The sequence below is a fragment of the Streptomyces minutiscleroticus genome (assembly GCF_014650875.1).
Taxonomy (GTDB): domain Bacteria; phylum Actinomycetota; class Actinomycetes; order Streptomycetales; family Streptomycetaceae; genus Streptomyces; species Streptomyces minutiscleroticus.
On sequence record NZ_BMVU01000083.1, the window covers coordinates 1 to 22,354 of the forward strand.

Here is a 22,354-nt window from a genome sequence, read left to right on the forward strand (position 1 = left end):
TTTGTCGTTCCCGGGGCGCGCGGCGGCTGGCCGCGACCCGGCCGCCGCGCGCCCCGGGACACATCAGCTCGAAGCGCATCAGCACCGCACAGTCCATGACCATGACCCGGGCCGCCGTCCCGTCGCGGAGCCGGCCCGACGACCGGCTGCCGTCGGCCCGGTCCCGCCTCGCCGCGGGCCGTCGCCGTCGCGCGCCGTGCGAGGGAACGGGAGCCCGCAGCGTGAAGATCACGTTCCTGATTCACACCGTCTACGGTGTGGGCGGCACCATCCGCACCACGCTCAACCTCGCCGCCGCACTCTCCGACCGGCACGACGTGACGATCGTGTCCATGCTCCGCAACCGCGCGCAGCCGAAGTTCCGCGTCGACCCGCGCATCACCGTGACACCGTTGGTGGACATCCGCAGGGACTCGCCCGACCTGGAGGACCCCCTGTCGCGGGAGCCCTCGCGGGTCTTCCCCGACACGGACAACCAGTACAAGAAGTACAGCCGGCTCACCGACCGGCGGGCCGAGGAGTACCTGCGCGCCTGCGACGCGGACATCGTCATCGGCACCCGGCCGGGCATCAACGTCTACCTGGCGCGCTTCGGCCCGCGCCGCGCCCTGCGCATCGCCCAGGAGCACCTCACCCACGACATCCACCCCAAGAAGCTGAACACCGTCCTCGCCCGCCACTACCGGGACCTGGACGCCGTGGTCACCACCACCGAGGCGGACGCCGCTGTCTACCGCAGCAAGATGCGCATGCCCGGCGTACGGATTCTGGCCGTTCCCAACAGTGTGCCCGCACCACCCGGTCCGCCCTCCGACGGCAGCGCCAAGGTCGTCGCCGCGGGCGGGCGGCTGGTCCGCTCGAAACGGTTCGACCTGCTGATCGAGGCGTTCGGCAAGGTCGCCGCCGAGTATCCGGACTGGACGCTGCGCATCTACGGCGCCGGCAACGACCACGACCGGCTGCGCCGCCTCATCGAGGAGCGCGGGCTCACCGACCGGGCGGCCCTGATGGGGGTGGTCTCGCCGATCGAGGCCGAGTTCGCGAAGGCGTCGATCGTCGCGGTCGCCTCCGACGCCGAGTCGTTCGGCATGACCATCGTCGAGGCCATGCGCTGCGGCGTCCCGGTGGTCAGCACGGACTGCCCGCTCGGCCCCGCCGAGATCATCGAGGACGGGGTCGACGGCCGCCTCGTCCCGGTGCGCGACCCGCAGGCCCTGGCCGCCGCGCTGATCGAACTCATCGCCGACGACGAACTGCGGCGCCGGATGGGGCGGGCGGCGCTGGCCGCGTCGCGCCGGTTCGACCCCGCCACCGTCGCCCGCGCGTACGAGACCCTCTTCGCGGAGCTCGCCGCCACCCGCTGGTCCCGCGCCTGGCAGCGGAACCGCCCCCGGGTGCGCAACCGGCTGCGCCGCTTCCTGCGCCGCGTGCGCCCGCAGCGCCGCCGCCGGACCGTGTGACCGGTGGCCGGCGACGGCCGGACCGTGCGACCGGTCCGGTGGCCGGCCGATGCTGTGGACCCGGCCGTGGCTGCGCTACAGTAGATCTTGAGCGGCTGCCGGATCCCCGGTCAGCGGCCGTGCGTTGGTGGTCCAAGGAAAGACGCCCCGTTTCCTGCGGGGAGATGCAGGTGCAAGGCCTGCCCGGCGCTCCAGAGAACCCCGTGCCCGGGTCACCGGGCACGGGGTTCGTCCGTTCACCGTGCGGATGACACGGCATCAACACTGAGTGCCGGCACCGGTGGTCAGCGGTGCGCAACGCCGGGGTCGGCGGCCGGCGTTCCGTGCCCGGCCGAGGCCAGGGTCTGCCAGGCGCTGGGGGACATGCCGTAGGCGTCGCGGAAGACCCGGCTGAAGTGCGACGGGCTGGCGAAACCCCAGCGGTGGGCCACGGCGGCGACAGTGGGTCTTCGGTGCGACGGGCGGCCGAGTTCGAGCCGGCAGGCGTCGAGCCTGCGCCGGCGCACCCACCGGCCCACTGTCGTGCCGTCGCCCCGGAACAGCTTGTGCAGGTAGCGGACCGAGATGTGGTGGGCGAGCGCGATCGACTCCGGCGACAGGCCCGGGTCCGTCAGGTTCTCCTCGATGAACGCGTGGACACGGGCCAGGAGTTCGGCGCCGGGGACCGGCCCGGCGGCCGCCCGCGCGTCCAGCAGTTCCCTGAGGAGCAGCGCGACGAGGTCCACGGCGTTGCGGGCGAGCAGGCCGCCGGAGGGGGTGCGGCGCAAGCCGGGTTCGGCGGCGAGCGCGGACAGGAACGCGGACACCAGCGCGCCCATCCCCGAACTCCCGCGCACCGGCAGGCCCGTCACGCGCCGCAGATCGGCCGCCGGCACGCCCAGGTGGGGGGAGGGCACCCGGAAGAACACCATCCGGCAGTCGCCGCCCCGGCGCACGAACGCCGGGCTGGGCGTGTCGCTGACGACCAGGTCGCCGGGGGCCAGCGGGACCCGCGTCCCGTCCCGGTCGAGCACGGCCCGGCCGCCGCGGTGGATCCCGAGGTACAGGAAGGCCGCGCCGTCCCCGCCCTCCCCGCCGGGCGCCGTGGAACGGCGCGGCTCCTCCGCCGGTCCGTCGATCAGCTCCCGCAGCGTGTCACCGCCCTCACGCGACGGCTGGAACCGTTCAGTCATACAGGGCCCTTCCCGCAGGACTCGTCCCCGCGGGGCGCGGAGACGAGCAGGCAGATCTTCGACAGTGTGCGGCGACCCGGCGGCCGCCCCCTCGACGAGCCTAGAAGGCCCGGTGAAAGTGTGTTGCCGCGGAACGCATAAGTGACTTGACCTGCAGGGAACAGCCCCGCGGCACGAGACGCGGGGGGACCGGTCGGCCGGGCGACTCGTCCAGGTACTCCCGTACGTGCTCCAGGACCCGCCCGGTCCAGCGCCCCGCAGCCCGATCACGACGCGGACCGAGAAGCCGTCCAGCGGGGCGGGCGGCCGGGACGCGAAGCGGGCGGTGCCGGCCGCCGGACACGGGACGGCTCCGTCAGCCGGCCGCGCCGCGGCGGACCCGGCGGGACGGCGTGAACGCGTACAGGTCGAGCACGCCGGGCGGACCGGTGATTCCGGGACCGCCTTCGGAGACCCAGGCGGCGATGTCGTCGACGGCGTCGGTGTCGTCGACCAGGCCCAGCCACACCGGGCGCCCGCCGGCCGCGCGGCCGGCGGAGGAGGGCTGCACGACGACGACATCGGCGTGCTCGCAGGCGCCCAGGCAGTCGGTCACCCGTACCAGCGCGAGGTCCCCGACGGCCCGGCGCAGCCGCGCCGGCCGGGCGGCGTGGTCCGGGCCGGGGACCTTCCCCGTCCCGCAGCAGCAGCCGCGGCAGACGGTGACGGTGCAGCGGGCCGCCGCCTCCGGGGCCCCGGAGGCGGCCGCACCGCGACGGCGGCGGCTCATCGGCCGTCCTCCGCACGGGCGCCTTCCGCACGGACGTCCTCCGCACGGTCGGGACCGTCCTCCGTACGGGAGCGGGCGTCCCCGCCGCGGGCGCGGTCGTCCTCCGCACGGGCACGGCGCCAGGCGCCGTCGGCGAGCAGCCGCAGGCCGTTGAGGCCGACGAGCACCGTCGAGCCCTCGTGCCCGGCGACGCCGAGGGGGAGCGGCAGGGTGCCGACGAGGTCCCAGACGACGAGGACGGTGATGAACACCCCGGCGACGACGAGGTTCTGCACGACCAGGCGGCGGGCACGGCGGGCCAGGCGCACGACGGCGGGGAGGGCGGCGAGTTCGTCGCGCACCACGACGGCGTCGGCGGTCTCCAGGGCGAGGTCGGAGCCCGCGCGGCCCATGGCGATCCCGGTGTGGGCGGCGGCGAGCGCGGGCGCGTCGTTGACACCGTCCCCGACGACGAGCACCCGCCGCCCGGCCCGCTCCATCTCCCGTACGGCGGCGACCTTGTCCTGCGGCAGGAGCCCGGCGCGCACGTCCGTGATGCCGGCCTCCCGGGCGAGCCGGGCCGCGGCGCGCGGGTTGTCGCCGGTGACCAGCACGGGCGCGGAGCCGGTGAGCGCGCCGAGCGCGGCCGTGGCCGCGGCGGCGTCCGCGCGCAGCCGGTCGGCGATGCCGAGCACGCCGGCCGGGACGCCGTCGAGCGTGACCAGCACCGCGGTGCGGCCGTCCTCCTCCAGCGCCGCGGCGGCCGCCGCGGCCGGGTGGGCGCCGCCGTCGAGCAGGCGGGCGGGGCTGCCGACCGCGACCGTCCGGCCGTCGACGACGGCGCTCACGCCGGTGCCGGGCGCGGAGGCGAAGTCCCGGGCCGGCGGCAGGTCGAGGCCGCGGCCGCGCGCGGCGTCCACGACGGCGCGGGCCAGCGGGTGCTCGCTGGAGTGCTCGGCGGCCGCCGCGAGCCGGAGCAGCTCCTCCTCCGTCACACTGCCGCCGGGCAGCGGGCGGACGTCGGTGACGCGCGGGGTGCCCTCGGTCAGGGTGCCGGTCTTGTCCAGCGCCACCGCGTCCACCTGCGCCAGCCGTTCCATCACGACGGCGGACTTCACCAGCACGCCGTGGCGTCCCGCGTTGGCCATCGCGGACAGCAGCGGGGGCATGGTGGCGAGCACGACCGCGCACGGCGACGCCACGATCATGAAGGTCATCGCACGCAGCAGCGTGGACTGCAGATCGGCGCCGAGAAGCAGCGGGACGGCGAACAGGGCGAGCGTCGCCGCCACCATGCCGACGCTGTAGCGCTGCTCGACCTTCTCGATGAACAGCTGGGTGGGCGCCTTGGTCCCGGAGGCCTCCTCCACCATGGCCACGATCCGGGCGATCACCGAGTCCGACGGGTCCCGCCCGACCCGTACGCGCAGCGCGCCCGTGCCGTTGAGGGTGCCGGCGAACACCTCGTCCCCCGCCTCCTTCGCCACCGGCAGCGGCTCGCCGGTGATGGTGGCCTGGTCGACCTCGCTCGCGCCGTCCAGCACCCGCCCGTCGGCGCCGATCCGCTCGCCGGGCCGTACGAGGACGGTGTCACCGACGCGCAGCCGCTCGGTGGGCACGCTCTCCTCGGTGCCGTCCTGGACGAGACGGGTCGCCGTGGCGGGGGCGAGGTCGAGCAGGCCGCGCACCGAGTCGGCGGTGCGGGCGGTGGCGAGAGCCTCCAGCGCGCCGGAGGTGGCGAAGATGACGATGAGCAGCGCCCCGTCCAGGACCTGCCCGAGCGCGGCCGCGCCGAGGGCGGCGACCACCATCAGCAGGTCCACGTCCAGGGTCTTCTCGCGCAGGCTCTTCAGCCCCTCCCAGCCCGGCTCCCAGCCGCCGGCCGCGTAGGTGAGCGCGAGGAGCGGGCCCCAGGTCCAGGCCGGGGCGTCCAGCAGGTACAGCGGCAGCGCGGCGAGGAACAGCAGCAGCGCGGCCGCGGCCCAGCGCGCCTCGGGCAGGGCGAGGATCCGCGTACGGCGCCGGGGCGCCACCACGTCGCGGACGGCGCCGCCGGGCGGGGCCGGGCGGGTGAGGGTGGAGGTCATGGCAGGGGGTGCCCTTCGCAGACGGGGGCGGACGGGTGCGTCGCCACCACCGTAACAGGAACGAATGAACATCTCTTCATGTGTTGGGGGCGCGGCGTACGATGGCCGCATGGGTCACGGAGCCGCACGATCTGACAGCAGCGCACGGCGCACCCGTCTGGACGCGGCCGGCGCCGCCAAGGTGGCCACCACCCTCCAGGCACTGGCCACCCCGTCGCGGGTGCTCATCCTCGCCCGGCTGCGCGAGGGCCCGCTGCCCGCGACCGAACTCGCCGCCGAGGTCGGCATGGAGCAGTCCGCCTGCTCCCACCAGCTGCGCCTGCTGCGCAACCTCGGCCTCGTCGTCGGCACCCGCAAGGGCCGCTCCGTCGTGTACTCCCTGTACGACAACCACGTGGCCGACCTCCTCGACCACGCCCTCCACCACGTCGAGCACCTGCGCCTCGGCCTCAGCGACACGCCCGCCGCGGCGGGGGAGGAGCCGGTGGCGGCACCGGCACCGACCGCCTGACCCGCTCCACCGCGGCCGGCCGCGGCCGAGGTGCCGGGCCGCCCGGCCGGATCGGGCCGAAAACCCCGGACGGCGTAACACGCGGGCACCGCCGCGCGGAATAGTGACGGTGGACTCCGACTTGGGAGATCACGTGAGTCACGACGCGAGGCAGACATGACGAACGCCCCTGCGCCCCGGCCGGACGGCCGGGCATGACCTGCGAGGCCGGCGACTACACGGGCCGGACCCCGGGCGGCGGCGTCCGCTCCCCGCTGCGCGACTTCCTGCGCACGGAGACCGGGAGCGCCGCCTTCCTGGTGGCGGCGGCCCTCGCCGCACTCGTCTGGGCCAACGCGTCCCCGGCGTCGTACGAGTCCTTCTGGCACACGCACCTGTCGGTGCGGCTCGGCCCGTACGGCCTCTCGCTCGACCTGCGCGAGTGGGTCAACTCCGGGCTGATGGCGCTGTTCTTCTTCGTCGTGGGCCTGGAGGCGCGGCGCGAGTTCGACATGGGGGAGCTGCGCGAGCGCAGCCGGCTCGCCCTGCCGGTGGTGGCGGGCGTCAGCGGCATGGCCGTACCGGTCGCCGTCTACCTCGCGTTCAACGCGGGGCACGGGACGGCGCAGGGCTGGGGCGCGGCCATGTCCACCGACACGGCGTTCGCGCTGGGCACGCTCGCCGTGGCGGGCCGGCGGATGCCGGCCGGGCTGCGGGTCTTCCTCCTCACCGTCACCGTGGTCGACGACTTCGTGGCGCTCGCCGTCATCGCCGTCGCCTACAGCGAGCGCGTCGTCCTGCCGGCGCTGCTGGTGGCCGTCGGCACGTTCGCCGTCGTCCTGCTCGTCCGCAGGCTCGGGGTGCGGCACGGCGCCGTGTACGCGCTGCTCGCGCTCGTGGCGTGGGCCGCGCTGCTGGAGTCCGGCGTCGACCCCGTCGTCATCGGCCTCGCCATGGGCCTGCTGACCTACGCCTACCCGGCGCCGCGCGCGGAGCTGGAGCGTGCGACCGGCCTGTTCCGGCGCTTCCGCGAGCAGCCCACCCCCGAACTGGAGCGCTCGGTCCGCACCGTCCTCGCCTCGGCCATCTCGCCGAACGACCGGCTGCAGCGCATGTACCACCCCTGGACCAGCTATGTCGTCGTCCCGCTGTTCGCGCTGGCCAACGCGGGCATCCCGGTCGGCGCCGAGGCGCTGGGGCGCGCGTTCACCTCGCCCGTCACCCTCGGCATCCTCCTCGGCTACGTCCTCGGCAAGCCGCTGGGCGTCCTCGGGGCGACGGCGCTGGCCACCGCGCTCGGCCGGGGCCGCGTCCGGCCGCCGGTCGGCTGGGGCGCCGTCACCGCCGGGGGCGCCCTGGTCGGCGTCGGCTTCACGGTGTCGCTGCTCATCGCGACGCTCGCCTTCGAGGACACGGGCACCCTCCTGGAGGACGCGAAGATCGGCATCCTCAGCACGGTCGTGTGCTCCTTCCTGGCCGGCCGGCTCGTCACCGCGGCCGTCGGGGCGATGCCGCGCCCCCTGCGGCTGCGGGCGCTGTTCGGCAGGGCGGAGGCGCTCGTCGACCTGGAGGTCCCCGTCGACCCCGGCCGGGACCACGTCCGCGGGCCGCGGCACGCCCCCGTGACCCTGGTGGAGTACGGGGACTACGAGTGCCCGTACTGCGGCCGGGCGGAGCCGGTGGTCCGGGAGCTGCTCAAGGACTTCGGCGACGTGCGCTACGTGTGGCGGCACCTGCCGCTGACGGACGTCCACCTCCACGCGCAGCTCGCCGCCGAGGCGGCGGAGGCGGCCGACCTGCAGGGCCGGTACTGGGACATGCACGACCTGCTGATGGGTCACCAGGGCGCGCTGGACTTCGACGACCTGATGGCGTACGCGCAGCGGCTCGGCCTGGACGCGGAGCGCTTCGAGAAGGACGTGCGGGCCCGCGCGGGCGCGCCGCGGGTGGCCGAGGACGTGGAGTCGGCGGACCTCAGCGGCGTGGCGGGGACGCCCACCTTCTTCGTGAACGGACGCAGGCACCAGGGCGCGTACGACATCGCCGGTCTGTCGGCGGCCGTGCGCGCCGCACGCGAGCGCGCCGCCCTGGAGGTGTAGCCGGTCGCCGGCCGCGCGCCGCCGCGGCCGGTCACACCTTCCGGGCGACGGCCCGGAACCGGGCGCGGCGGCCGGGAATGGGAGGGCGCACCGTGGTGTTGAGGAACACGTGGCTGACATGAACGGACCAAGGGTCCGTGATGTGGGCGACGAAAGGAGGGCCTCATGGCACGCAACACCGCGCGTCCCGTCGTCACGCTGAGGTCGACGGCCGGGACCGGCGTCGCCTACGTGACGCGCAAGAACCGTCTCAACGACCCCGACCGGCTGGTCCTGCGCAAGTACGACCCGGTGGCCGGGGAGCACGTCCCCTTCCGCGAGGAGCGATGACGCGAGCCGTCGCCCACCGGCGGACGACCACGAGGAAGGACACACCATGAAGCCCGGAATCCACCCCGAGTCCCGCCCGGTCGTCTTCCGCGACCGCGCGGCGGGAACGGCGTTCCTCATCCGCTCGACCGCGCACGCGACGCGGACGATCGAGTGGGAGGACGGTGTCACCCATCCGCTGATCGACGTCGAGATCTCGTCGGCCAGTCACCCCTTCTACACCGGGACCTCGCGGGTCCTGGACACCGCGGGCCGGGTGGAGCGCTTCGAGCGCCGCTACGGCCGCACGGCCTCGGCCCGCGCCTGACCGGCCGGCGCCGGTACGGGAGCACGCAAGCAAGGAGACAGCCATGAAGGTGCGCAAGTCACTGCGTTCGCTGAAGTCGAAGCCCGGCGCGCAGGTGGTGCGCCGCAGGGGCGTGACGTTCGTGATCAACAAGAAGGACCCGCGTTTCAAGGCCCGCCAGGGCTGAGACACCGTGTCCGTCCGGCCGGCCCGGTCACCGCAGCGCGCGGTGACCGGGCCGGCCGTCGTCGTGGGGGTGCGGGCGTCACCTGGCGAGGAAGTCCAGCAGCGCCCTGTTCACTTCCTCGGCGTGGGTCCACAGCAGACCGTGCGGCGCGCCCTCGACCTCCACGTACTCCGCCGACGGCAGGGCCTCGTGGAAGGGGCGCCCGGTGGAGTCGATGGGCAGGATGTTGTCGGCCGTGCCGTGCAGGATCAGGGCCGGTACGTCGATCTTGGGAATGTCCTGGCGGAAGTCGGTGAACCAGGTCAGCGGGGCGGCCGCGGCCGCGTGGGAGCCGCCGGCGGCCGCGGTGTTCCAGCTGTTGCGCAGCGCCTCCTCGCTGATGCGCGAGCCCAGTGTGTCGTCGAGGTTGTAGAAGTCCTCGTAGAACTGCGTGTAGTACGCGTACCGGTCGGCCCTGACCGACTCGGAGATGTCCTCGAAGAACGCGCGCGGCGCGGCGCCCCTCGGGTTGTCGTCCGTCTTCAGCAGGTACGGCTCCAGCGAGGCGAGGAACGCCACCTTCGCGATCCGGGAGGTCCCGTAGGCGCTCACGTAGCGCGCCACCTCGCCGGTGCCCATGGAGAAGCCGACGAGCACGGCGTCGGTGAGGTCGAGGGTCTCCATGACGGTGTTGAGGTCGGCGGCGAAGGTGTCGTAGTCGTAGCCGGTGGTGGGCCGGCTCGACCGGCCGAAACCGCGCCGGTCGTAGGTGACGACCCGGTACCCGGCGTCGAGCAGCGCCGCCGCCTGCTTCTCCCAGGACTGCCCGTCGAGGGGGTAGCCGTGGATGAGCACGACGGGGCGGCCGCTGCCGTGGTCCTCGTAGTACAGGTCGACGGAGGCGGAGTTCTCCCGCCCGACGGTGATGAACGGCATGGTGTTCCCTCTCGCGTGCGTCGCGCCGGGGCAGGCCCGCCGCCCGCCCCCGGTCACCGGCCGGGGCCCGGGGCCGGGCGGGGCGAGTACCCCGGGGCGGCGCGGCCGAACGGCGCTCCGCGGCCGTGGGCGGGTGACGGCGGGGGGACGGCGGGCGACGGAGGAGGGTGACAGGTGGAGGACCGGCCGTCCGATCGGTCCGGCTCTCCGGTGAAGTGCCACCGTGTGCGCCACACGCGCCTTGGATGAGACAAGAATGTCTCATGCGCGCTATCTTTGTCTCATGCCCTTCGATCGTGACCGTGTGCTGCGCGGAGCCGCGGCCCTGCTCGCCCGGAAGTCCACCGCCACCATGGACGAGGTCGCCAAGGCGGCCGGGATCAGCCGGGCCACGCTGCACCGCCACTTCGCCGGGCGGGACGTGCTCGTCCGGGCCTTGGAGGCGCTCGGCATCGAGGAGTGCGAGGCCGCCCTGGACGCGGCCCGGCTCGACGAGGGGCCCGTGCGCGACGCCCTGCGCCGGCTGGTGCGCGAGATCGAGCCGGCCGCCGGCCTGCTCTCCTTCCTCTACAGCGAGAACCAGCTGTTCGAGGGCGAGGGGCAGAACGAGGGCTGGGAGCGCATCGACGCCCGGCTCGTCGCACTGTTCCGGCGCGGTCAGGAGAGCGGCGAGCTCCGCATCGACCTCACGCCGGCCTGGCTCACCGAGGCCCTGTTCGGGCTCGTCGTCTCCGGCGGCTGGGCCGTGCTCGACGGCCGGGTGGCCGCGAAGGACTTCCCCTTCATGATCACCGAGCTGCTGCTCGGCGGCGCCCTGCGCAGGGAGGGGCCGTGACCGGTGTCGTACGGGCGGCGGGGACGAGGGCGCCCGAGGGGCACCCCGGGCGCTGGCCCGCCCTGGGCGTGCTCGTGCTCGCCGTGCTGCTGGTGGCCGTGGACGCGACCGTCCTCGGCCTCGCGACCCCCTACATCAGCGAGGACCTGAGGCCCTCGGGCACGCAGCTGCTGTGGATCGGCGACGTCTACTCGTTCGTGATCGCCGGTCTGCTCGTGTCCATGGGCGGCCTCGGCGACCGCGTCGGGCGCAAGCGGCTGCTGCTGACCGGCGCCACGGCGTTCGGCGCGGTCTCCGTGCTCAACGCCTACGCGACCACGCCGGAGCTGATGATCCTCGCGCGGGCCCTGCTCGGCGTCGCGGGCGCCACCCTGATGCCCTCCACGCTCGGGCTGATCCGCAACCTCTTCCACGACCCGCGCGAACGCAGTCTCGCCGTCGGCGTCTGGGGCGCCGCCGCCTCCGCCGGCACGGCCGTCGGCCCCGTCGTCGGCGGCTTCCTGCTGGAGCACTTCTGGTGGGGCTCCGTCTTCCTGATCAACCTGCCGGTGATGGCGGTCCTCGTCCTCGTCGGCGCCCGGACGCTGCCCGAGTCGCGCGACCCGGACCCCGGCCCGTGGGACCCGGCCAGCGTCGCGCTGTCCCTCGTCGGCATGGTCGGCGTCGTGTACGCGATCAAGGAGGCCGCCGCGCACGGCTTCGCGTGGGCCACGCTCGGCGCGGGCCTGGCGGGCGCGGCCGCCCTGTACGGGTTCGTCCGCCGCCAGCTCACCATCCCGGCCCCGCTCCTCGACATGCGCCTGTTCCGCGAGCGCGGGTTCAGCGGTGCCGTCCTCGCCGACCTGCTGACCGTGCTCGGCATGTCGGGCCTGGTGTTCTTCCTCTCCCAGTACCTGCAGCTCGTCCAGGGCAGGCAGCCGCTGGAGGCCGGGCTCGCCGAACTCCCGGCCGCCGTCGGCGCGGTCGCCTCCGGCCTGGTCGCGGGCCGCGCGGCCCGGCGCTTCTCCGTACGCGCCGTCGTCTCCGGCGGGCTCGCGGCCGTCGGCCTGGCCCTGGCGGCGCTCACCGTCGTCGACCGCTCCACCGGCTGTCCGCTGCTCGGAACCGCCCTGCTGGTCGTCGGCGTCGGCGCGGGCCTGTCGTTCACCGTCACCGCGGACGTCATCCTCTCCAGCGTGCCCGAGGAGCGGGCGGGCGCCGCGTCCGCGGTGTCGGAGACGGCGTACGAACTGGGCGCGGCGCTCGGCATCGCGCTGCTCGGCTCGATCGTGACGGGCGTCTACGCCGGCTTCACGGCCCCGCCGGGCAGCCCGGCCGCGGCCCACGCCTCGCTCGGCGGCGCCGTCGAGGCCGCGTCGGCCCTGCCCGCCGACCGCGCCGGGGAACTGCTCTCGGCCGCCCGCGAGGCCTTCGTCGACGGGCTCTCGCTCGCCGCCGGCGCCGGTGCCGCGGTCCTGCTGGCCGCGTCGGCCGCGGCCTGGTTCCTGCTGCGCGGCCGGCGCCTGGAGGACTCGGCCGGGTCCTAGGAGCAGGAGGCCGCCGGCGTCACCGGCGCTCCCGCAGCCGGCGCACGACGAGGCCGGCGATGCACAGCGTGCTGACCGCACCGCAGACCAGATGCGCCGCGGTGGGGCCGCCGCTGTACGTGGCGATCATGTTGCCGACCGCGCTGACCACCAGCAGTACCCACAGCGCGGTGCGGACGACGTCGGTGCGCGGGACGTCGGACCGGGTCTCGCGCGAGGCGTCGGCGGACGTCCCGTACGGGGCGGCGGCGTCGGTGCCGACGACGGTCGGGCGAGGGGAGTGGGTGTCCGGCATCGGTGTTCTCCAGGGTGTGTGGTCCGCTCCTGCTGTCACCGACGACGCTACGGACCGGGGCCCTCCCGGCCGATCCCGCCTGCGGGCCGCCGCGAGGTACAGCAGGCTGTACTTTCCGGCCGCGGAGTGGGGAACCGGCCGCCGCACCCCGTAGGGTCCGTGCCGGAGGAGGGACGCATGCCCACGCACCAGCACCCCGGGACCGGGAAGCCGCGAGCCGGCACCGCCGCACCGGCCGCCACCGTCGCACCGGGCGGCACCGTCGCACCGGACGCCGCCGTCGCACCGGACGGCACCGCGGCACCGGCCGACGCCGCCCGCGGCCCCGGGCCGAAGGAGACCGCCGCACGGACCGCGTCCGCCGCGCTGTCCGCGCTCGGGCAGCTCATCGGCGGCTTCGGCACGGCGTTCCTCGCCGTGGCCGTCCTGCTCCTGCTGGCCGTCACCGCCGTCACCGGCGTCGTCGGCGTGGGCCTGCTCGCGGCGCCCGCGGCACTGCGCGCGCTGCACGCCCTGGCCGGGCGGGAACGCGACCGCCTCGGCCGCTGGGGCCCCGCGATCGCCGCGCCGGAACCGCCGCCGACCCGGCCGCGCAGCGCCCTCGCCGACCCCACCACCCGCCGCGAGCTGCGCTGGCTGGTCCGGCACGCCACCCTCGGGCTGCTCCTCGGCCTGCTGGGCGTCCTGCTGCCGGTCATGGCCGTCCGTGACACCACCTTCCCGCTGTGGTGGCGGCTCGCGCCCGCGGACGCGAACAGCACGTCGGTGGGGTTCGGACCCGCGCAGTCCTGGGCGGAAGCGATCTCCGTGGGCCTGCTGGGCCTGGCCTGGACCGCCATCGTCCTGGGGCTGGCCCCGGGCATGGCGCGCCTCCAGGCGCGGCCGGGCCGCCGGCTCCTGACGGCCGGCCCCGACGCCGACCTCTCGCTGCGCGTGGCCGAGCTGACCGCCACCCGCGCGGCGGCCCTGGACGCGCACGCCACCGAACTGCGCCGCATCGAGCGCTCGCTGCACGACGGCGCGCAGAACCGGCTCGTCTCGGTCACCGTCCTGCTCGGCGCCGCCCGCCGCATGGTGGCCCGCGACCCGGCGGGCGCCGAGGAACTCCTCGAACGCGCCCAGTCGGCCGCCGAGCAGGCGCTGGCCGAGCTGCGCACGGTCTCGCGCAGCATCCTGCCGCCCGTCCTCGCCGACCGGGGACTGGCGGGCGCGCTCTCCGGCCTCGCCGCCCACTGCGCCGTGCCCTGCCGCACGGACGTCGACGTGCCCGCGCGGTGCGCCGCCTCCGTCGAGGCGACCGCCTACTTCGTCGTGGCCGAGGCGCTGACGAACATCGCCAAGCACAGCGGTGCCCGGCAGGCCGCCGTCACCGTCCGCGGCGAGGGCGGCCGGCTGCTCCTGCGCGTCACCGACGACGGCCGGGGCGGGGCCGACGAGAACGGCGGGTCCGGGCTCACCGGCATCCGCCGCCGCGTCGCGGCCCACGACGGTACGCTCTCCCTCTCCAGCCCCCCTGGCGGCCCGACCACTCTCGAGGTGAACCTTCCGTGCGGATCGTGATGGCCGAGGACGACCCGTTGCTGCGCGAGGGCCTCGCCCTGCTGCTGCGCGCGGAGGGCCTCGACGTGGTGGCGACGGCGGGCACCGCGGAAGGCGCCCTGGAGGCCATCGACGCGCACGAGCCCGACGTGGCCCTCCTCGACGTCCGCATGCCGCCCACGCACACCGACGAGGGGATCCGCGCGGCCGTCGAGGCCCGGCGCCGCCGCCCCGGCCTGGCCGTCCTGGTGCTGTCCGCGTACGTCGAGCAGAGCTTCGCCACCGAGCTGCTCACCGGCGGGGTGGGCGGTCTCGGCTACCTGCTCAAGGAGCGGGTCGGCCGGGTGGAGGAGTTCCTGGACGCGCTGCGGCGGGTGGCGGCCGGGGGCACCGCCATCGACCCCGAGGTCGTCGCCCAGCTCTTCACCCGCTCCCGCCAGGACACCCGCCTGGAGCGGCTCAGCCCCCGCGAGCGGGACGTCCTCGCGCTGATGGCCGAGGGGCTGGGCAACTCGGCCATCGCCGAACGGCTCGTCGTCACCGACGGCGCGGTCCACAAGCACATCCGCTCCATCTTCGCCAAGCTCGACCTGGCGCCCACCGACCGGGTGGACCGCCGGGTCGCCGCCGTCCTGCACTACCTGGAGGACGCCCGCCGCAGGGTGTGAACCGGCACGGCCCGGCGGCCGTGGCGTGCTCCGCGCCGGTCAGGCCGGGCCCAGCAGCTCCGTGAGGACGGTGACCACGCCGTCCTCGGTGTGGGCCGGGGCCAGGTGACGGGCGCGCCGCTTGACGTCGGGGTGGGCGTTGGCCATGGCGTAGGACCAGGTCGCCGTGGAGAGCATCTCCAGGTCGTTGAGGTAGTCGCCGAAGACCACGGTCTGGTCCGGGGTGACACCGAGCCGCTCCTGGAGCCGGCGGACCGCGGTGCCCTTGTCGGTGCCGGGGGCCATGATGTCGATCCAGTGCTGTCCGGACAGGACGACCTGGTGGGTGGCGGCGAACCTGCGCAGCGCGGGGCCGGTGCCCTCGTCCGCCCGCCCGAAGTCGTGGAAGGCGAGCTTGATGACCTCGTCGTCCACGGCGGTGAGGTCCTCGACCTGCCGCAGCTCGGCGTAGTACCGGGAGGCCTCGGCGAGGAAGGCGTCGTCGGTGCGCTCGACGTAGGCGGACTTCTTGCCGCACACGACGGTGCCCGCGTCCACGCCGGCCGGCAGCCCCCTGACCGTGCGGACGGCCTCCTCCACGACGGCCCGCTCGAGCGGCGCGGAGCTGAGCTCCCGGTCGTCCTGGACGACGTAGGCGCCGTTCTCCGCGATGAAGACCATGCCCTCGGCGGCCTGCCGGAACTGCCGGGCCAGGGTGGCGTACTGGCGGCCGCTCGCGGGGCTGAAGACGATGCCGCGGCGGCGCAGTCCGGCCAGCAGCGGCCACAGGGTGTCGGGGATGCGGCCCTGCCCGTCGAGCAGGGTGCCGTCCATGTCGGTGACGACGAGGCGTATGTCGGGCGCGGTGGTGGCGGACAAGAGTGTGTCTCTCCTGGGGCGGTGGGTGCGGTGGGGACGGTGGGAGGACGGGCGGGCCCCGCGCGGCGGACCGGGCCGCCGCCGTCACCGGGGCCCTCGCCGTCCGGTGCGCCCCCGGCCGCCGCACACCGCGGAGGACGGTGGGCCCGGCGGCGCCCGTGTGCGAAGACGTCCGCCCGGGCCGACCGGGCGTGCTCCGGGAGCACGCGCGGGCCGTTCTCGCCGGTCAGCACGCGCGGCTTCTGCGACGAGGGTCCGGGCGGGATCACACATCCACTTTAGTGAGGTGCCTTTCCGCGTCCGGCCGCGTCGACGGTCACTCGCTCCCCCCACCACGGCCGTACGGGTCCGGGGGAGGGAGGGACATGAAGGCGTAAGCCCGCGAAGGGGGGAATGTGACGGTTGTTGAAGGAAGGAACTTGTGAGTAACCGCGTCTACCGTGCAATTTCACGATGGTCAAGGACAGCCACCCGAAGGGATGACGGTCGCAATCGGGGGGATGACGCATCGCGCATGATCAACGTAGCGTCACATGCCGAACGCATAGAGCAAGGCCATAGCCGTCGATACGGCCGTAGCCGTCGACGCGGGCCAGGGGAGAGGATGGTACTGCGGTGAGGACGGACAGCGACTGGAACCAGAAGGGGGCGTGCCGGACGGCGGACCCGGACGAGCTTTTCGTCGAGGGGGCCGCGCAGCGGCGGGCGAAGGAGATCTGCACGGGCTGTCCCGTGCGGACCGAATGCCTCGCCTACGCCCTGGACCACCGTATCGAGTACGGCGTCTGGGGCGGTATGACGGAGCGTGAGCGCCGGGCGCTGCTGCGCCGCCGCACGACCGTCACCTCCTGGTGGAACCTGCTGGAGACGGCGCGCACGGAGCACCAGCAGCAGGCACGCGCCGCCGCGGCGGCGCAGAGCCAGGCCGCGTAGCGGGAACGCCGCGCGCCACCCGTAGAGACGGTACGGCAGCCCGAGAGGGACCGTCCGTGGGCGCTTCCGCCCGCGCACGGTGTGCCGCTCATGGGTGTTCGGGGAACACGCAGAACTCGTTCCCCTCGGGATCCGCCAGGACACTGTGTCCCTCGTGGCGGGCCACCACCGTGGCGCCGAGCGCCACCAGCCGGCCGACCTCCTTCTCCGGTTCCGCGGAGCGCAGGTCCAGGTGCAGCCGGTTCTTCACGACCTCGGGTTCGGACACGAGCCGGCACCACAGGCGGGGGCCGCCGTCCCGCGGCTCGACGAGCACCGTCGGATCGTCCTCCGGGTCGTCGACACCCCGCGCGCGAAGGCGCGCGAGCTCCGCCTCGTCATACGGTGCCACGGCGTATCCGTCCAGCGCGGCGGCCCAGAAGCGGGCCAGCGACGCCGGGTGGGCGCAGTCGAGGACGATGTCGTGCAGACGGGCCATGCGGCCATCATGCGGCGCGACCGTCGTGCGCGACAACGTGTGTACCGAGGGGCGACCGGTCGGCGCACGCCCGGAGTTGGGATATGATCGTTCCGAAGACGCCGCCGGGGAACCGGCGGGGGAATCACGCGTTGGTGGTCCAAGGAAAGACGCCCCGCTTCCTGCGGGGAGATGCAGGTGCAAGGCCTGCCCGGCGCTCCACGGCAACCCCGCTCCCGTGACCACGGGAGCGGGGTTCGCGCGTTGTGCCCCTCCTCGCTCCGAGGGGGGCGGAGCGGACGGCCGCCTCCGGCCGGGGGCCGCCCGCACCGCTCCCGTCACCGGGGGACGGGAACCGCACCGGCCTCCCCGAGGGCGTGGGCGACATGGGTGCGGAAGTCGCGCGGCGGCCGCCCGGTCAGCCGTAGCACCGTGTCGGTGGTGCGGTCCTCGGCGCCGCGCGCGATGGCGTCGTCCATGTCGGCGAGCAGGCCCGCGAACTCCGCGGGGAGCGAGGCGGCCAGGCGGTCGCGCATCTGCGCGCGGGTCAGTCTGCGGTGCGTGACGGTGCGTCCGGTCGCGTCGCCCAGGATCGCCGCCACGTCGTCGAAGCGGAGCGCTTCGGGGCCGGTGAGGACGAGGTCGGTGCCGGGGGCGTGCGTATCCGTCAGGGCGTGCAGGGCGACCTCGGCGATGTCGTCGGCGTCCACGAAACCCACCCGCCCCTCGCCGGTGGCGGAGTACAGGGCCGCCTCGTCGCGGACGGTGTGCGCGTGCATGTGGTCGCCGGTGAAGTTCTGCATGAACCACGAGGGGCGCAGCACGGCCCACTCGGGGAACAGCCCGGGCAGCGCCTGGTGGACGAGTCCGGTGGCGGGGCCGCCCGCCGGGATCGCGGAGGAGCTGAGCAGCACCGCGCGGCGCACTCCGGCGGCGCGGGCCAGGCGCAGGAAGGGCAGCATGGTGTCGGCCGGCGAGGTGGCGCCGAGCGGGGGGACCAGGTACACACGGTCCGCGTCGCCGACGGCGCCCTGCCACGTGCCGGGGTCGTACCAGTCGAAGCGGACGGGCGTGGCGCCGCCGACGGCGGTGGCGCCGCGGCTCGCCGCCCTGACACGGTGTCCGCCGGCGAGCAGCCGGGCGGTGAGCCGGCCGCCGGTGGTACCGGTGGCGCCGAGCACCAGGGCGGTGGTGGTCATCGGTCGCTCCCCGCGAAGTCGGCCGCGTCGTCCCGGAGCACGAGCAGCGGGTTCCAGTAGTCGCGGTAGTGCCGGATGAGGCCGTCGCGCACCGTGACGACGGCGACGTAGGTCATGTCGAAGGGCTCGCCCGACCGCACCAGCCGGCCCACGCCCCGCATCTCCACGACGACGGTGTCCGGATCGGTCGTCCGGTGGATCGTCAGGTCGGGGAAGTCGTGCAGGTCGATGTGGTCGGGATAGTTCCGCATGTACGCGGCGACGGCCTCCTTGCCGTCCAGGCGCCGGGGCCAGCCCTCGGGGGCGAAGGGGAACTCGAACACACCGTCGTCGGCCCACAGGTCGACCCAGGCGGACATGTTCTTGTCCAGGAGGAGCCGGAGGCCGTGACGGAACAGGTCGTCCGGCCGGAGCCGGGCGGAGGCGGGTGAGGGTGCGGCGGAGACGGGCATGGCAGGGGTGGTCATGAGGATCCCTCCGATAGAATGCGGACCGACGGTCCGTTTCGATGCAACAATACGGACCGCGGGTCCGTTTTCGCAACCGGGTCCGGCCGGGACCGGCCGTACCCGACGGAAGGAGTGCCGTGACCGAACGCAGGCCGCGCGCGGACGCCGCCCGCAACCGCGAAGCCGTCCTGGCGGCCGCCGACGAGCTGTTCGCGAGCAGTGCCGACCCCCGGGCGATCACGATGGCCGACATCGCGGTCGCGGCGGGGGTGGGCAAGGGCACCTTGTTCCGGGGCTTCGGCGATCGCACGGGACTGATCCGGACGCTGTACGCGGCGCGCCTGGAACCCCTGCGCCGGGCCGTCACGGACGGCCCGCCCCCGCTCGGCCCGGACACGCCGCCCCTGGAGCGCGCGCACGCCCTGCTCGACGGCCTGCTGTGCTTCAAGTTCGACCACCGCCACCTGTCGCTGGCGCTGGAGGAGGCTGCCGCGGCCGGCCCGTACGAGGCGGAGCACTACGCGTGGTGGCACGGCACGCTGCGGGACGTGCTGGACCGCCTCCCCGGCTTCGCCGAGGGAGGCGGGAGCGACTTCGCCGCGCACGCGCTCCTGTCGGCCGTCCGGGCCGACCTCGTCGACCACCTCGCCGGCCGGGAGGGCCTGGACCGGCGGGAACTGCGCGCCGGGCTCGGCGGCTTCGTGACGCGGGTCCTCGGCGCCCCCTCGTCCGCGGACGGCGCCGGGCCGGCCGAAGACGCCGAAGCGCCCTCCTGAGCAGGCTGCGCGGGCCCTGCGCTCACGCCGTGCCGGGCCTGCGAGGACTGCGAGTGGGGACCGCCCGCCCGGTTGCGGTCCGGGCCGGGTGCCGTCCGGCTCGACTGCTGTCCGATTCGGTCACCGGCCGCCGTGCGGGGGCGCGGCGCAGGGCTCGCCCGGCTGGACGATGCGGGTCAGGAGATCCACCAACTGCGCGCGTTCGGCGGGGCTGAGGGCCGCGGTCAGCTCGTCGTTCGCCGCGTCGCCCAGCCGGACGGCCCGGCGCAGCAGGCGCCTGCCGCTCGCCGTGACGGCGACGGCGTTCTTGCGCCGGTCCGTGACGTCCGGAGCGCGGGTCACCAGGCCCTCGCCCTGCAGGTCGTCGAGGATCGCGACCATGTCCTTGCGGTCGATGCCCAGGCCGCGGCCCAGCTCGGCCTGGGAGAGAGGTCCCGACTCGGCGACGGCGGACAGTACGGCGTGGTGCATCATGCGCAGCCCGACCCGGGCCAGCGCCTCCCCGACGAGCCGGTGGCCGCGCGCGGCGGCCCGCCCCAGGAGCCAGCTGGGGAGAGTGCGGATGTGCGCGGGCGCGCGCGGGGTCTCGGCCATGGGCGCAGCGTATCCAATAACCATTGGCCCGCCCAACGGTTCCTGTCCTATCGTTGGGAAACCCAACGGTTCGGAGGTGCTCATGCGGCGTGTCCGCTTCTACGCGTACGGCGGTCCCGAAGTGCTCCGTGTGGAGGAAGCCGAGGCCCCCGAGCCCGGTCCCGGGGAACTGCTGGTGCGGACCGAGGCCGTCGGTGTGACGCTCCCGGCGGTACGGAGGGTGCGCGGCGAGGGCGGCCGCACCCCCTTGCCGGGAACGGTGGGGGGCGAGGTCGCGGGAACGGTCGTGGCGCTCGGCCCGGACGTGGCGGGCTTCGGGGTCGGGGACCGTGTCACGTCCCTCACCTTCAGCGGCTCGTACGCCGAACTGGTCCTGGCCCCCGCCGCCCTGGCGAGTCGTGTGCCCGACGGCGCGAGCGCCGTCCGGGCGGTGACACTGGTGCGCAGCGGGCACGTCGCGCTCGCGGCGCTCGCCACCGCCCTTCCCGCGTCCGCGGGGTCGGTCCTCGTCACCGGGGCCGCGAGCGGCGTGGGGCACCTCGCGGTCCAGCCGGCCCGGCTCCGGGGCGCCGGCCGGGTCGTGGCGGCCGTGGGGTCGTCCGCCAAGGCGGACTTCGTCCGCGGCCTGGGAGCCGACGAGGTGGTGACCTACGACAGCGAGAGCTGGGGGAGCCGGTGGACGTCGTCCTGGACGGCGTCGGCGGAGACGTCCTCCCCCGCGCGGTCGCGGCGCTCGCCCCCGGCGGCCGGCTGGTGTTCTTCGGCTCAGGAGGCGGCACCCTGCCCGCTCACGACCTCCTGGCGGGGTCGAAGACCGTCACCGGGCTCGCGACGGCACGGTTCGCGCGGGTGAGCCGCGAGCTCTACGAACGGCACGGCCGGGAGCTGTGGGACCTGGCACGGTCCGGACGGCTGCGGCCCACTGTCCACGCCGCGCTCCCCCTGGCCGAGGCGGCCCGCGCCCACGAGATCATCGAGTCCCGGGCCAACCTCGGCAAGGTGGTGCTCCTGCCCTGATCCGGGGGAACGGCGGAGGCGGCGCGCGGTCCTGGACTCACCGCCGAACCGACCCTCAGCGAAGCCACCGTGAAGTCCCACGTGGCCCGCATCTTCGCCAAGCTCGCCCTCCGCGACCGCGCCCAGGCGGTCGTCCTCGCCTACGAGACGGGGCTGGTGAGACCGGGCGACCTGTGAGGCGTCGCGACCGCCTCCCGCCCCGAGAGGCCGTTGCGTGAGCCGCGGGCGGTGACCGGCGGATTGCGGGCCACCGTGTTCCCGCCGGGTGCCCGGCTACGTCGCTGACGCCTCCGGGTCGGTCAGGGCCCCGGCGTAACGGGCGACGGAGACCCCGTAGGACGGCAGGTGCCGGGCCAGCGCGCCGATCGCGAGCGCCGCGGCCTCCCGTTCGCGGCCCAGGTCGACGTAGGCCAGGGCGAGGAACGCCGTCACGGCGTCGTCGAGGTGGTCCGAGGCCGCGTCGCGCTCCGCGAGCAGGAGGTCCGCGCAGGCTTCCGGGTCGCCGAGCGCGCGCAGCGTACTGGCCAGCTGGACGACGGCCTGGCGCCGCCGCTCGCCGCCCAGGCCGCCGGCCAGGGCCTCCCGGTACAGCGGCACGGCGCGCTCGCCCAGGTCCGTCGCGTCGTGGGCGGAGGCGAGTTCGAAGAGGGCGACGGGGTGCCCCTCGGGCGCCTCGCCCACCAGGGCCTCCATCCGGGCACGGAACTCGGCGGGCTCGTGGTCGTCGAACCCGTCCCACAGGGCGGCGCAGCGCCGCTCCCACTCTTCGGTGATGTGCGTGGTCATCACCGAAGAGTGGCAGACGGCGCACGCCGCCGCGTCGGCGGGCGGCACGCCGTGGCCGGTCCGGTCGCGGGAAGCTGCCGGACGCCGGAGGGGCGGGACGGCGGGCCTGAGGGGGGTGCGCGAGTCGCGGCGCCCCGCCCGCGCCTACCACCGCTTCGACGACACGAGCGCGGCCCGCGCGCTGCGGGAGCGCGGCCCGGCGTCCTGACCGGGGGCCGGACGAGTCGGTCATCGGGTCGGGAGGGGCGGGCAGAGCCGGGGCCGCTGTCGTCGAGCCGGGTACCGGCGCCGCGCAGGACATGACGTGTGCGTACGCGGGGAGTGGTGGTACGGCACGCCGGCCCGCACCGGTGCTGCCGTACGTCTGCGAGGAGAAGCCGGCAGCACCGGTGCGGGCCGGCGTGCCCGGGCCCCGACGGCGCGAGGCGCAGAGCCTCGACGGTGTGGGGTGCCGGGCCTCGACGGCGCGAGGCGGTCAGTAGGGGAGGTGGCCGCTTCCCCTGGTGGTGATGGGGTGGTCGTGCAGGAGTTCCTCGGCCACGCCGAAACCTTCCGTCAGGGTCATCGCGTGCGGGGCCAGTTCCTCGACGAGGGCCTCGGTGAGGTCGGGGAGGTGGCGGACCTGGTCGGCGGTGAGGGCGCCGTCGG

The 22,354-nt window shown here is 75.1% G+C and carries 24 protein-coding genes, 1 tRNA gene and 2 pseudogenes; 16 read left to right on the top strand and 11 right to left on the bottom strand.

Annotated elements, in window-relative coordinates:
* Positions 1–221 precede the first annotated feature (221 nt).
* Both IE271_RS36780 and IE271_RS36785 read left to right on the top strand, forming a co-directional pair.
* A complete protein-coding gene (locus IE271_RS36780) occupies positions 222–1,460 on the top strand; it encodes a glycosyltransferase family 4 protein (protein WP_190194821.1) in 1,239 nt (412 codons plus the stop codon).
* A 121-nt stretch (positions 1,461–1,581) separates the two neighbouring features.
* Positions 1,582–1,654 (top strand) — tRNA-Gly (locus tag IE271_RS36785).
* Positions 1,655–1,744: 90 nt separating this feature from the next.
* Here the strand turns inward: IE271_RS36785 and IE271_RS36790 are convergent.
* The 3 genes from IE271_RS36790 to IE271_RS36800 all read right to left on the bottom strand — a co-directional run bounded on the left by IE271_RS36790 (position 1,745) and on the right by IE271_RS36800 (position 5,467).
* Positions 1,745–2,632 (bottom strand): helix-turn-helix domain-containing protein, encoded by an 888-nt coding sequence (locus IE271_RS36790; protein WP_190194822.1) that lies wholly within the window; start codon positions 2,630–2,632, stop codon positions 1,745–1,747.
* 355 nt (positions 2,633–2,987) lie between these two features.
* Complete coding sequence (locus tag IE271_RS36795) at positions 2,988–3,401, bottom strand: (2Fe-2S) ferredoxin domain-containing protein (protein ID WP_190194823.1); 414 nt, start codon at positions 3,399–3,401, stop codon at positions 2,988–2,990.
* Positions 3,398–5,467 carry a heavy metal translocating P-type ATPase gene (locus IE271_RS36800; protein ID WP_190194824.1) on the bottom strand — a complete coding sequence of 690 codons (2,070 nt, stop codon included), beginning with the start codon at positions 5,465–5,467 and terminating at the stop codon, positions 3,398–3,400. Before IE271_RS36800 ends, IE271_RS36795 begins: the two co-directional genes overlap by 4 nt.
* Before the next feature lie 109 nt (positions 5,468–5,576).
* Between IE271_RS36800 and IE271_RS36805 the strand changes: the two genes are divergently transcribed.
* The 5 genes from IE271_RS36805 (at position 5,577) to ykgO (ending at position 8,859) form a co-directional block, all read left to right on the top strand.
* Positions 5,577–5,978, top strand: a complete 402-nt coding sequence (locus tag IE271_RS36805; RefSeq protein WP_190194825.1) for an ArsR/SmtB family transcription factor — start codon at positions 5,577–5,579, stop codon at positions 5,976–5,978.
* 194 nt (positions 5,979–6,172) lie between these two features.
* The gene (gene nhaA / locus IE271_RS36810) at positions 6,173–8,056 is read left to right on the top strand and encodes a Na+/H+ antiporter NhaA (RefSeq protein ID WP_190194826.1); all 1,884 of its coding nucleotides are present in this window, start codon (positions 6,173–6,175) and stop codon (positions 8,054–8,056) included.
* Between the two features lie 165 nt (positions 8,057–8,221).
* A complete protein-coding gene (gene rpmG, locus IE271_RS36815; RefSeq protein WP_190194827.1) occupies positions 8,222–8,386 on the top strand; it encodes a 50S ribosomal protein L33 in 165 nt (54 codons plus the stop codon).
* Between the two features lie 46 nt (positions 8,387–8,432).
* A complete protein-coding gene (locus tag IE271_RS36820; protein ID WP_190194828.1) occupies positions 8,433–8,693 on the top strand; it encodes a type B 50S ribosomal protein L31 in 261 nt (86 codons plus the stop codon).
* A gap of 43 nt (positions 8,694–8,736) precedes the next feature.
* Positions 8,737–8,859, top strand: coding sequence for a type B 50S ribosomal protein L36 (gene ykgO, locus IE271_RS36825; protein WP_028801377.1), 123 nt, complete (start codon positions 8,737–8,739; stop codon positions 8,857–8,859).
* Positions 8,860–8,937: 78 nt separating this feature from the next.
* On the opposite strand, the gene IE271_RS36830 is transcribed toward ykgO, so the two are convergent.
* Positions 8,938–9,774, bottom strand: coding sequence for an alpha/beta fold hydrolase (locus IE271_RS36830; protein ID WP_190194829.1), 837 nt, complete (start codon positions 9,772–9,774; stop codon positions 8,938–8,940).
* A gap of 283 nt (positions 9,775–10,057) precedes the next feature.
* Between IE271_RS36830 and IE271_RS36835 the strand changes: the two genes are divergently transcribed.
* Together IE271_RS36835 and IE271_RS36840 are read left to right on the top strand one after the other, a co-directional pair.
* Positions 10,058–10,609 carry a TetR/AcrR family transcriptional regulator gene (locus IE271_RS36835; RefSeq protein WP_190194830.1) on the top strand — a complete coding sequence of 184 codons (552 nt, stop codon included), beginning with the start codon at positions 10,058–10,060 and terminating at the stop codon, positions 10,607–10,609.
* Positions 10,606–12,135, top strand: coding sequence for an MFS transporter (locus tag IE271_RS36840; RefSeq protein WP_190194831.1), 1,530 nt, complete (start codon positions 10,606–10,608; stop codon positions 12,133–12,135). The genes IE271_RS36835 and IE271_RS36840 overlap by 4 nt, the downstream gene beginning before the upstream one ends.
* Before the next feature lie 19 nt (positions 12,136–12,154).
* On the opposite strand, the gene IE271_RS36845 is transcribed toward IE271_RS36840, so the two are convergent.
* Complete coding sequence (locus IE271_RS36845) at positions 12,155–12,430, bottom strand: hypothetical protein (protein WP_190194832.1); 276 nt, start codon at positions 12,428–12,430, stop codon at positions 12,155–12,157.
* Positions 12,431–12,607: 177 nt separating this feature from the next.
* Between IE271_RS36845 and IE271_RS36850 the strand changes: the two genes are divergently transcribed.
* Both IE271_RS36850 and IE271_RS36855 read left to right on the top strand, forming a co-directional pair.
* Positions 12,608–13,990, top strand: a complete 1,383-nt coding sequence (locus IE271_RS36850; protein ID WP_190194833.1) for a sensor histidine kinase — start codon at positions 12,608–12,610, stop codon at positions 13,988–13,990.
* Positions 13,978–14,637 carry a response regulator transcription factor gene (locus IE271_RS36855; protein WP_190194834.1) on the top strand — a complete coding sequence of 220 codons (660 nt, stop codon included), beginning with the start codon at positions 13,978–13,980 and terminating at the stop codon, positions 14,635–14,637. Before IE271_RS36850 ends, IE271_RS36855 begins: the two co-directional genes overlap by 13 nt.
* A 39-nt stretch (positions 14,638–14,676) precedes the next feature.
* Here IE271_RS36855 and IE271_RS36860 read toward each other — a convergent pair whose 3' ends face one another.
* A complete protein-coding gene (locus tag IE271_RS36860) occupies positions 14,677–15,495 on the bottom strand; it encodes a Cof-type HAD-IIB family hydrolase (RefSeq protein WP_373308897.1) in 819 nt (272 codons plus the stop codon).
* 615 nt (positions 15,496–16,110) lie between these two features.
* Here IE271_RS36860 and IE271_RS36865 point away from each other — a divergent pair.
* Positions 16,111–16,428: a WhiB family transcriptional regulator gene (locus IE271_RS36865; protein ID WP_190194835.1), complete on the top strand. Its 318-nt coding sequence runs from the start codon at positions 16,111–16,113 to the stop codon at positions 16,426–16,428.
* Positions 16,429–16,516: 88 nt separating this feature from the next.
* Here the strand turns inward: IE271_RS36865 and IE271_RS36870 are convergent, their stop codons facing one another.
* The 3 genes from IE271_RS36870 to IE271_RS36880 form a co-directional block, all read right to left on the bottom strand.
* The gene (locus IE271_RS36870) at positions 16,517–16,906 is read right to left on the bottom strand and encodes a VOC family protein (protein ID WP_190194836.1); all 390 of its coding nucleotides are present in this window, start codon (positions 16,904–16,906) and stop codon (positions 16,517–16,519) included.
* Positions 16,907–17,223: 317 nt separating this feature from the next.
* A complete protein-coding gene (locus tag IE271_RS36875) occupies positions 17,224–18,084 on the bottom strand; it encodes an NAD(P)H-binding protein (RefSeq protein ID WP_190194837.1) in 861 nt (286 codons plus the stop codon).
* A complete protein-coding gene (locus IE271_RS36880; RefSeq protein ID WP_373308898.1) occupies positions 18,081–18,551 on the bottom strand; it encodes a nuclear transport factor 2 family protein in 471 nt (156 codons plus the stop codon). Before IE271_RS36880 ends, IE271_RS36875 begins: the two co-directional genes overlap by 4 nt.
* 119 nt (positions 18,552–18,670) lie before the next feature.
* Between IE271_RS36880 and IE271_RS36885 the strand changes: the two genes are divergently transcribed.
* Positions 18,671–19,309 carry a TetR/AcrR family transcriptional regulator gene (locus IE271_RS36885; protein ID WP_190194838.1) on the top strand — a complete coding sequence of 213 codons (639 nt, stop codon included), beginning with the start codon at positions 18,671–18,673 and terminating at the stop codon, positions 19,307–19,309.
* A 120-nt stretch (positions 19,310–19,429) separates the two neighbouring features.
* Here IE271_RS36885 and IE271_RS36890 read toward each other — a convergent pair whose 3' ends face one another.
* Positions 19,430–19,903, bottom strand: coding sequence for a MarR family winged helix-turn-helix transcriptional regulator (locus IE271_RS36890; RefSeq protein WP_190194839.1), 474 nt, complete (start codon positions 19,901–19,903; stop codon positions 19,430–19,432).
* Positions 19,904–19,985: 82 nt separating this feature from the next.
* Here IE271_RS36890 and IE271_RS36895 point away from each other — a divergent pair.
* Positions 19,986–20,920, top strand: a pseudogene (locus tag IE271_RS36895) (quinone oxidoreductase family protein).
* 36 nt (positions 20,921–20,956) lie between these two features.
* Positions 20,957–21,097: pseudogene (locus IE271_RS36900) on the top strand (response regulator transcription factor); the annotation flags it as partial.
* 96 nt (positions 21,098–21,193) lie between these two features.
* Here the strand turns inward: IE271_RS36900 and IE271_RS36905 are convergent.
* Positions 21,194–21,706, bottom strand: a complete 513-nt coding sequence (locus IE271_RS36905; protein WP_190194840.1) for a tetratricopeptide repeat protein — start codon at positions 21,704–21,706, stop codon at positions 21,194–21,196.
* Between IE271_RS36905 and IE271_RS36910 the strand changes: the two genes are divergently transcribed.
* Complete coding sequence (locus IE271_RS36910; RefSeq protein ID WP_190194841.1) at positions 21,699–21,914, top strand: hypothetical protein; 216 nt, start codon at positions 21,699–21,701, stop codon at positions 21,912–21,914. The two genes, IE271_RS36905 and IE271_RS36910, sit on opposite strands and share 8 nt — an antisense overlap.
* The last annotated feature ends 440 nt before the right edge of the window (positions 21,915–22,354 follow it).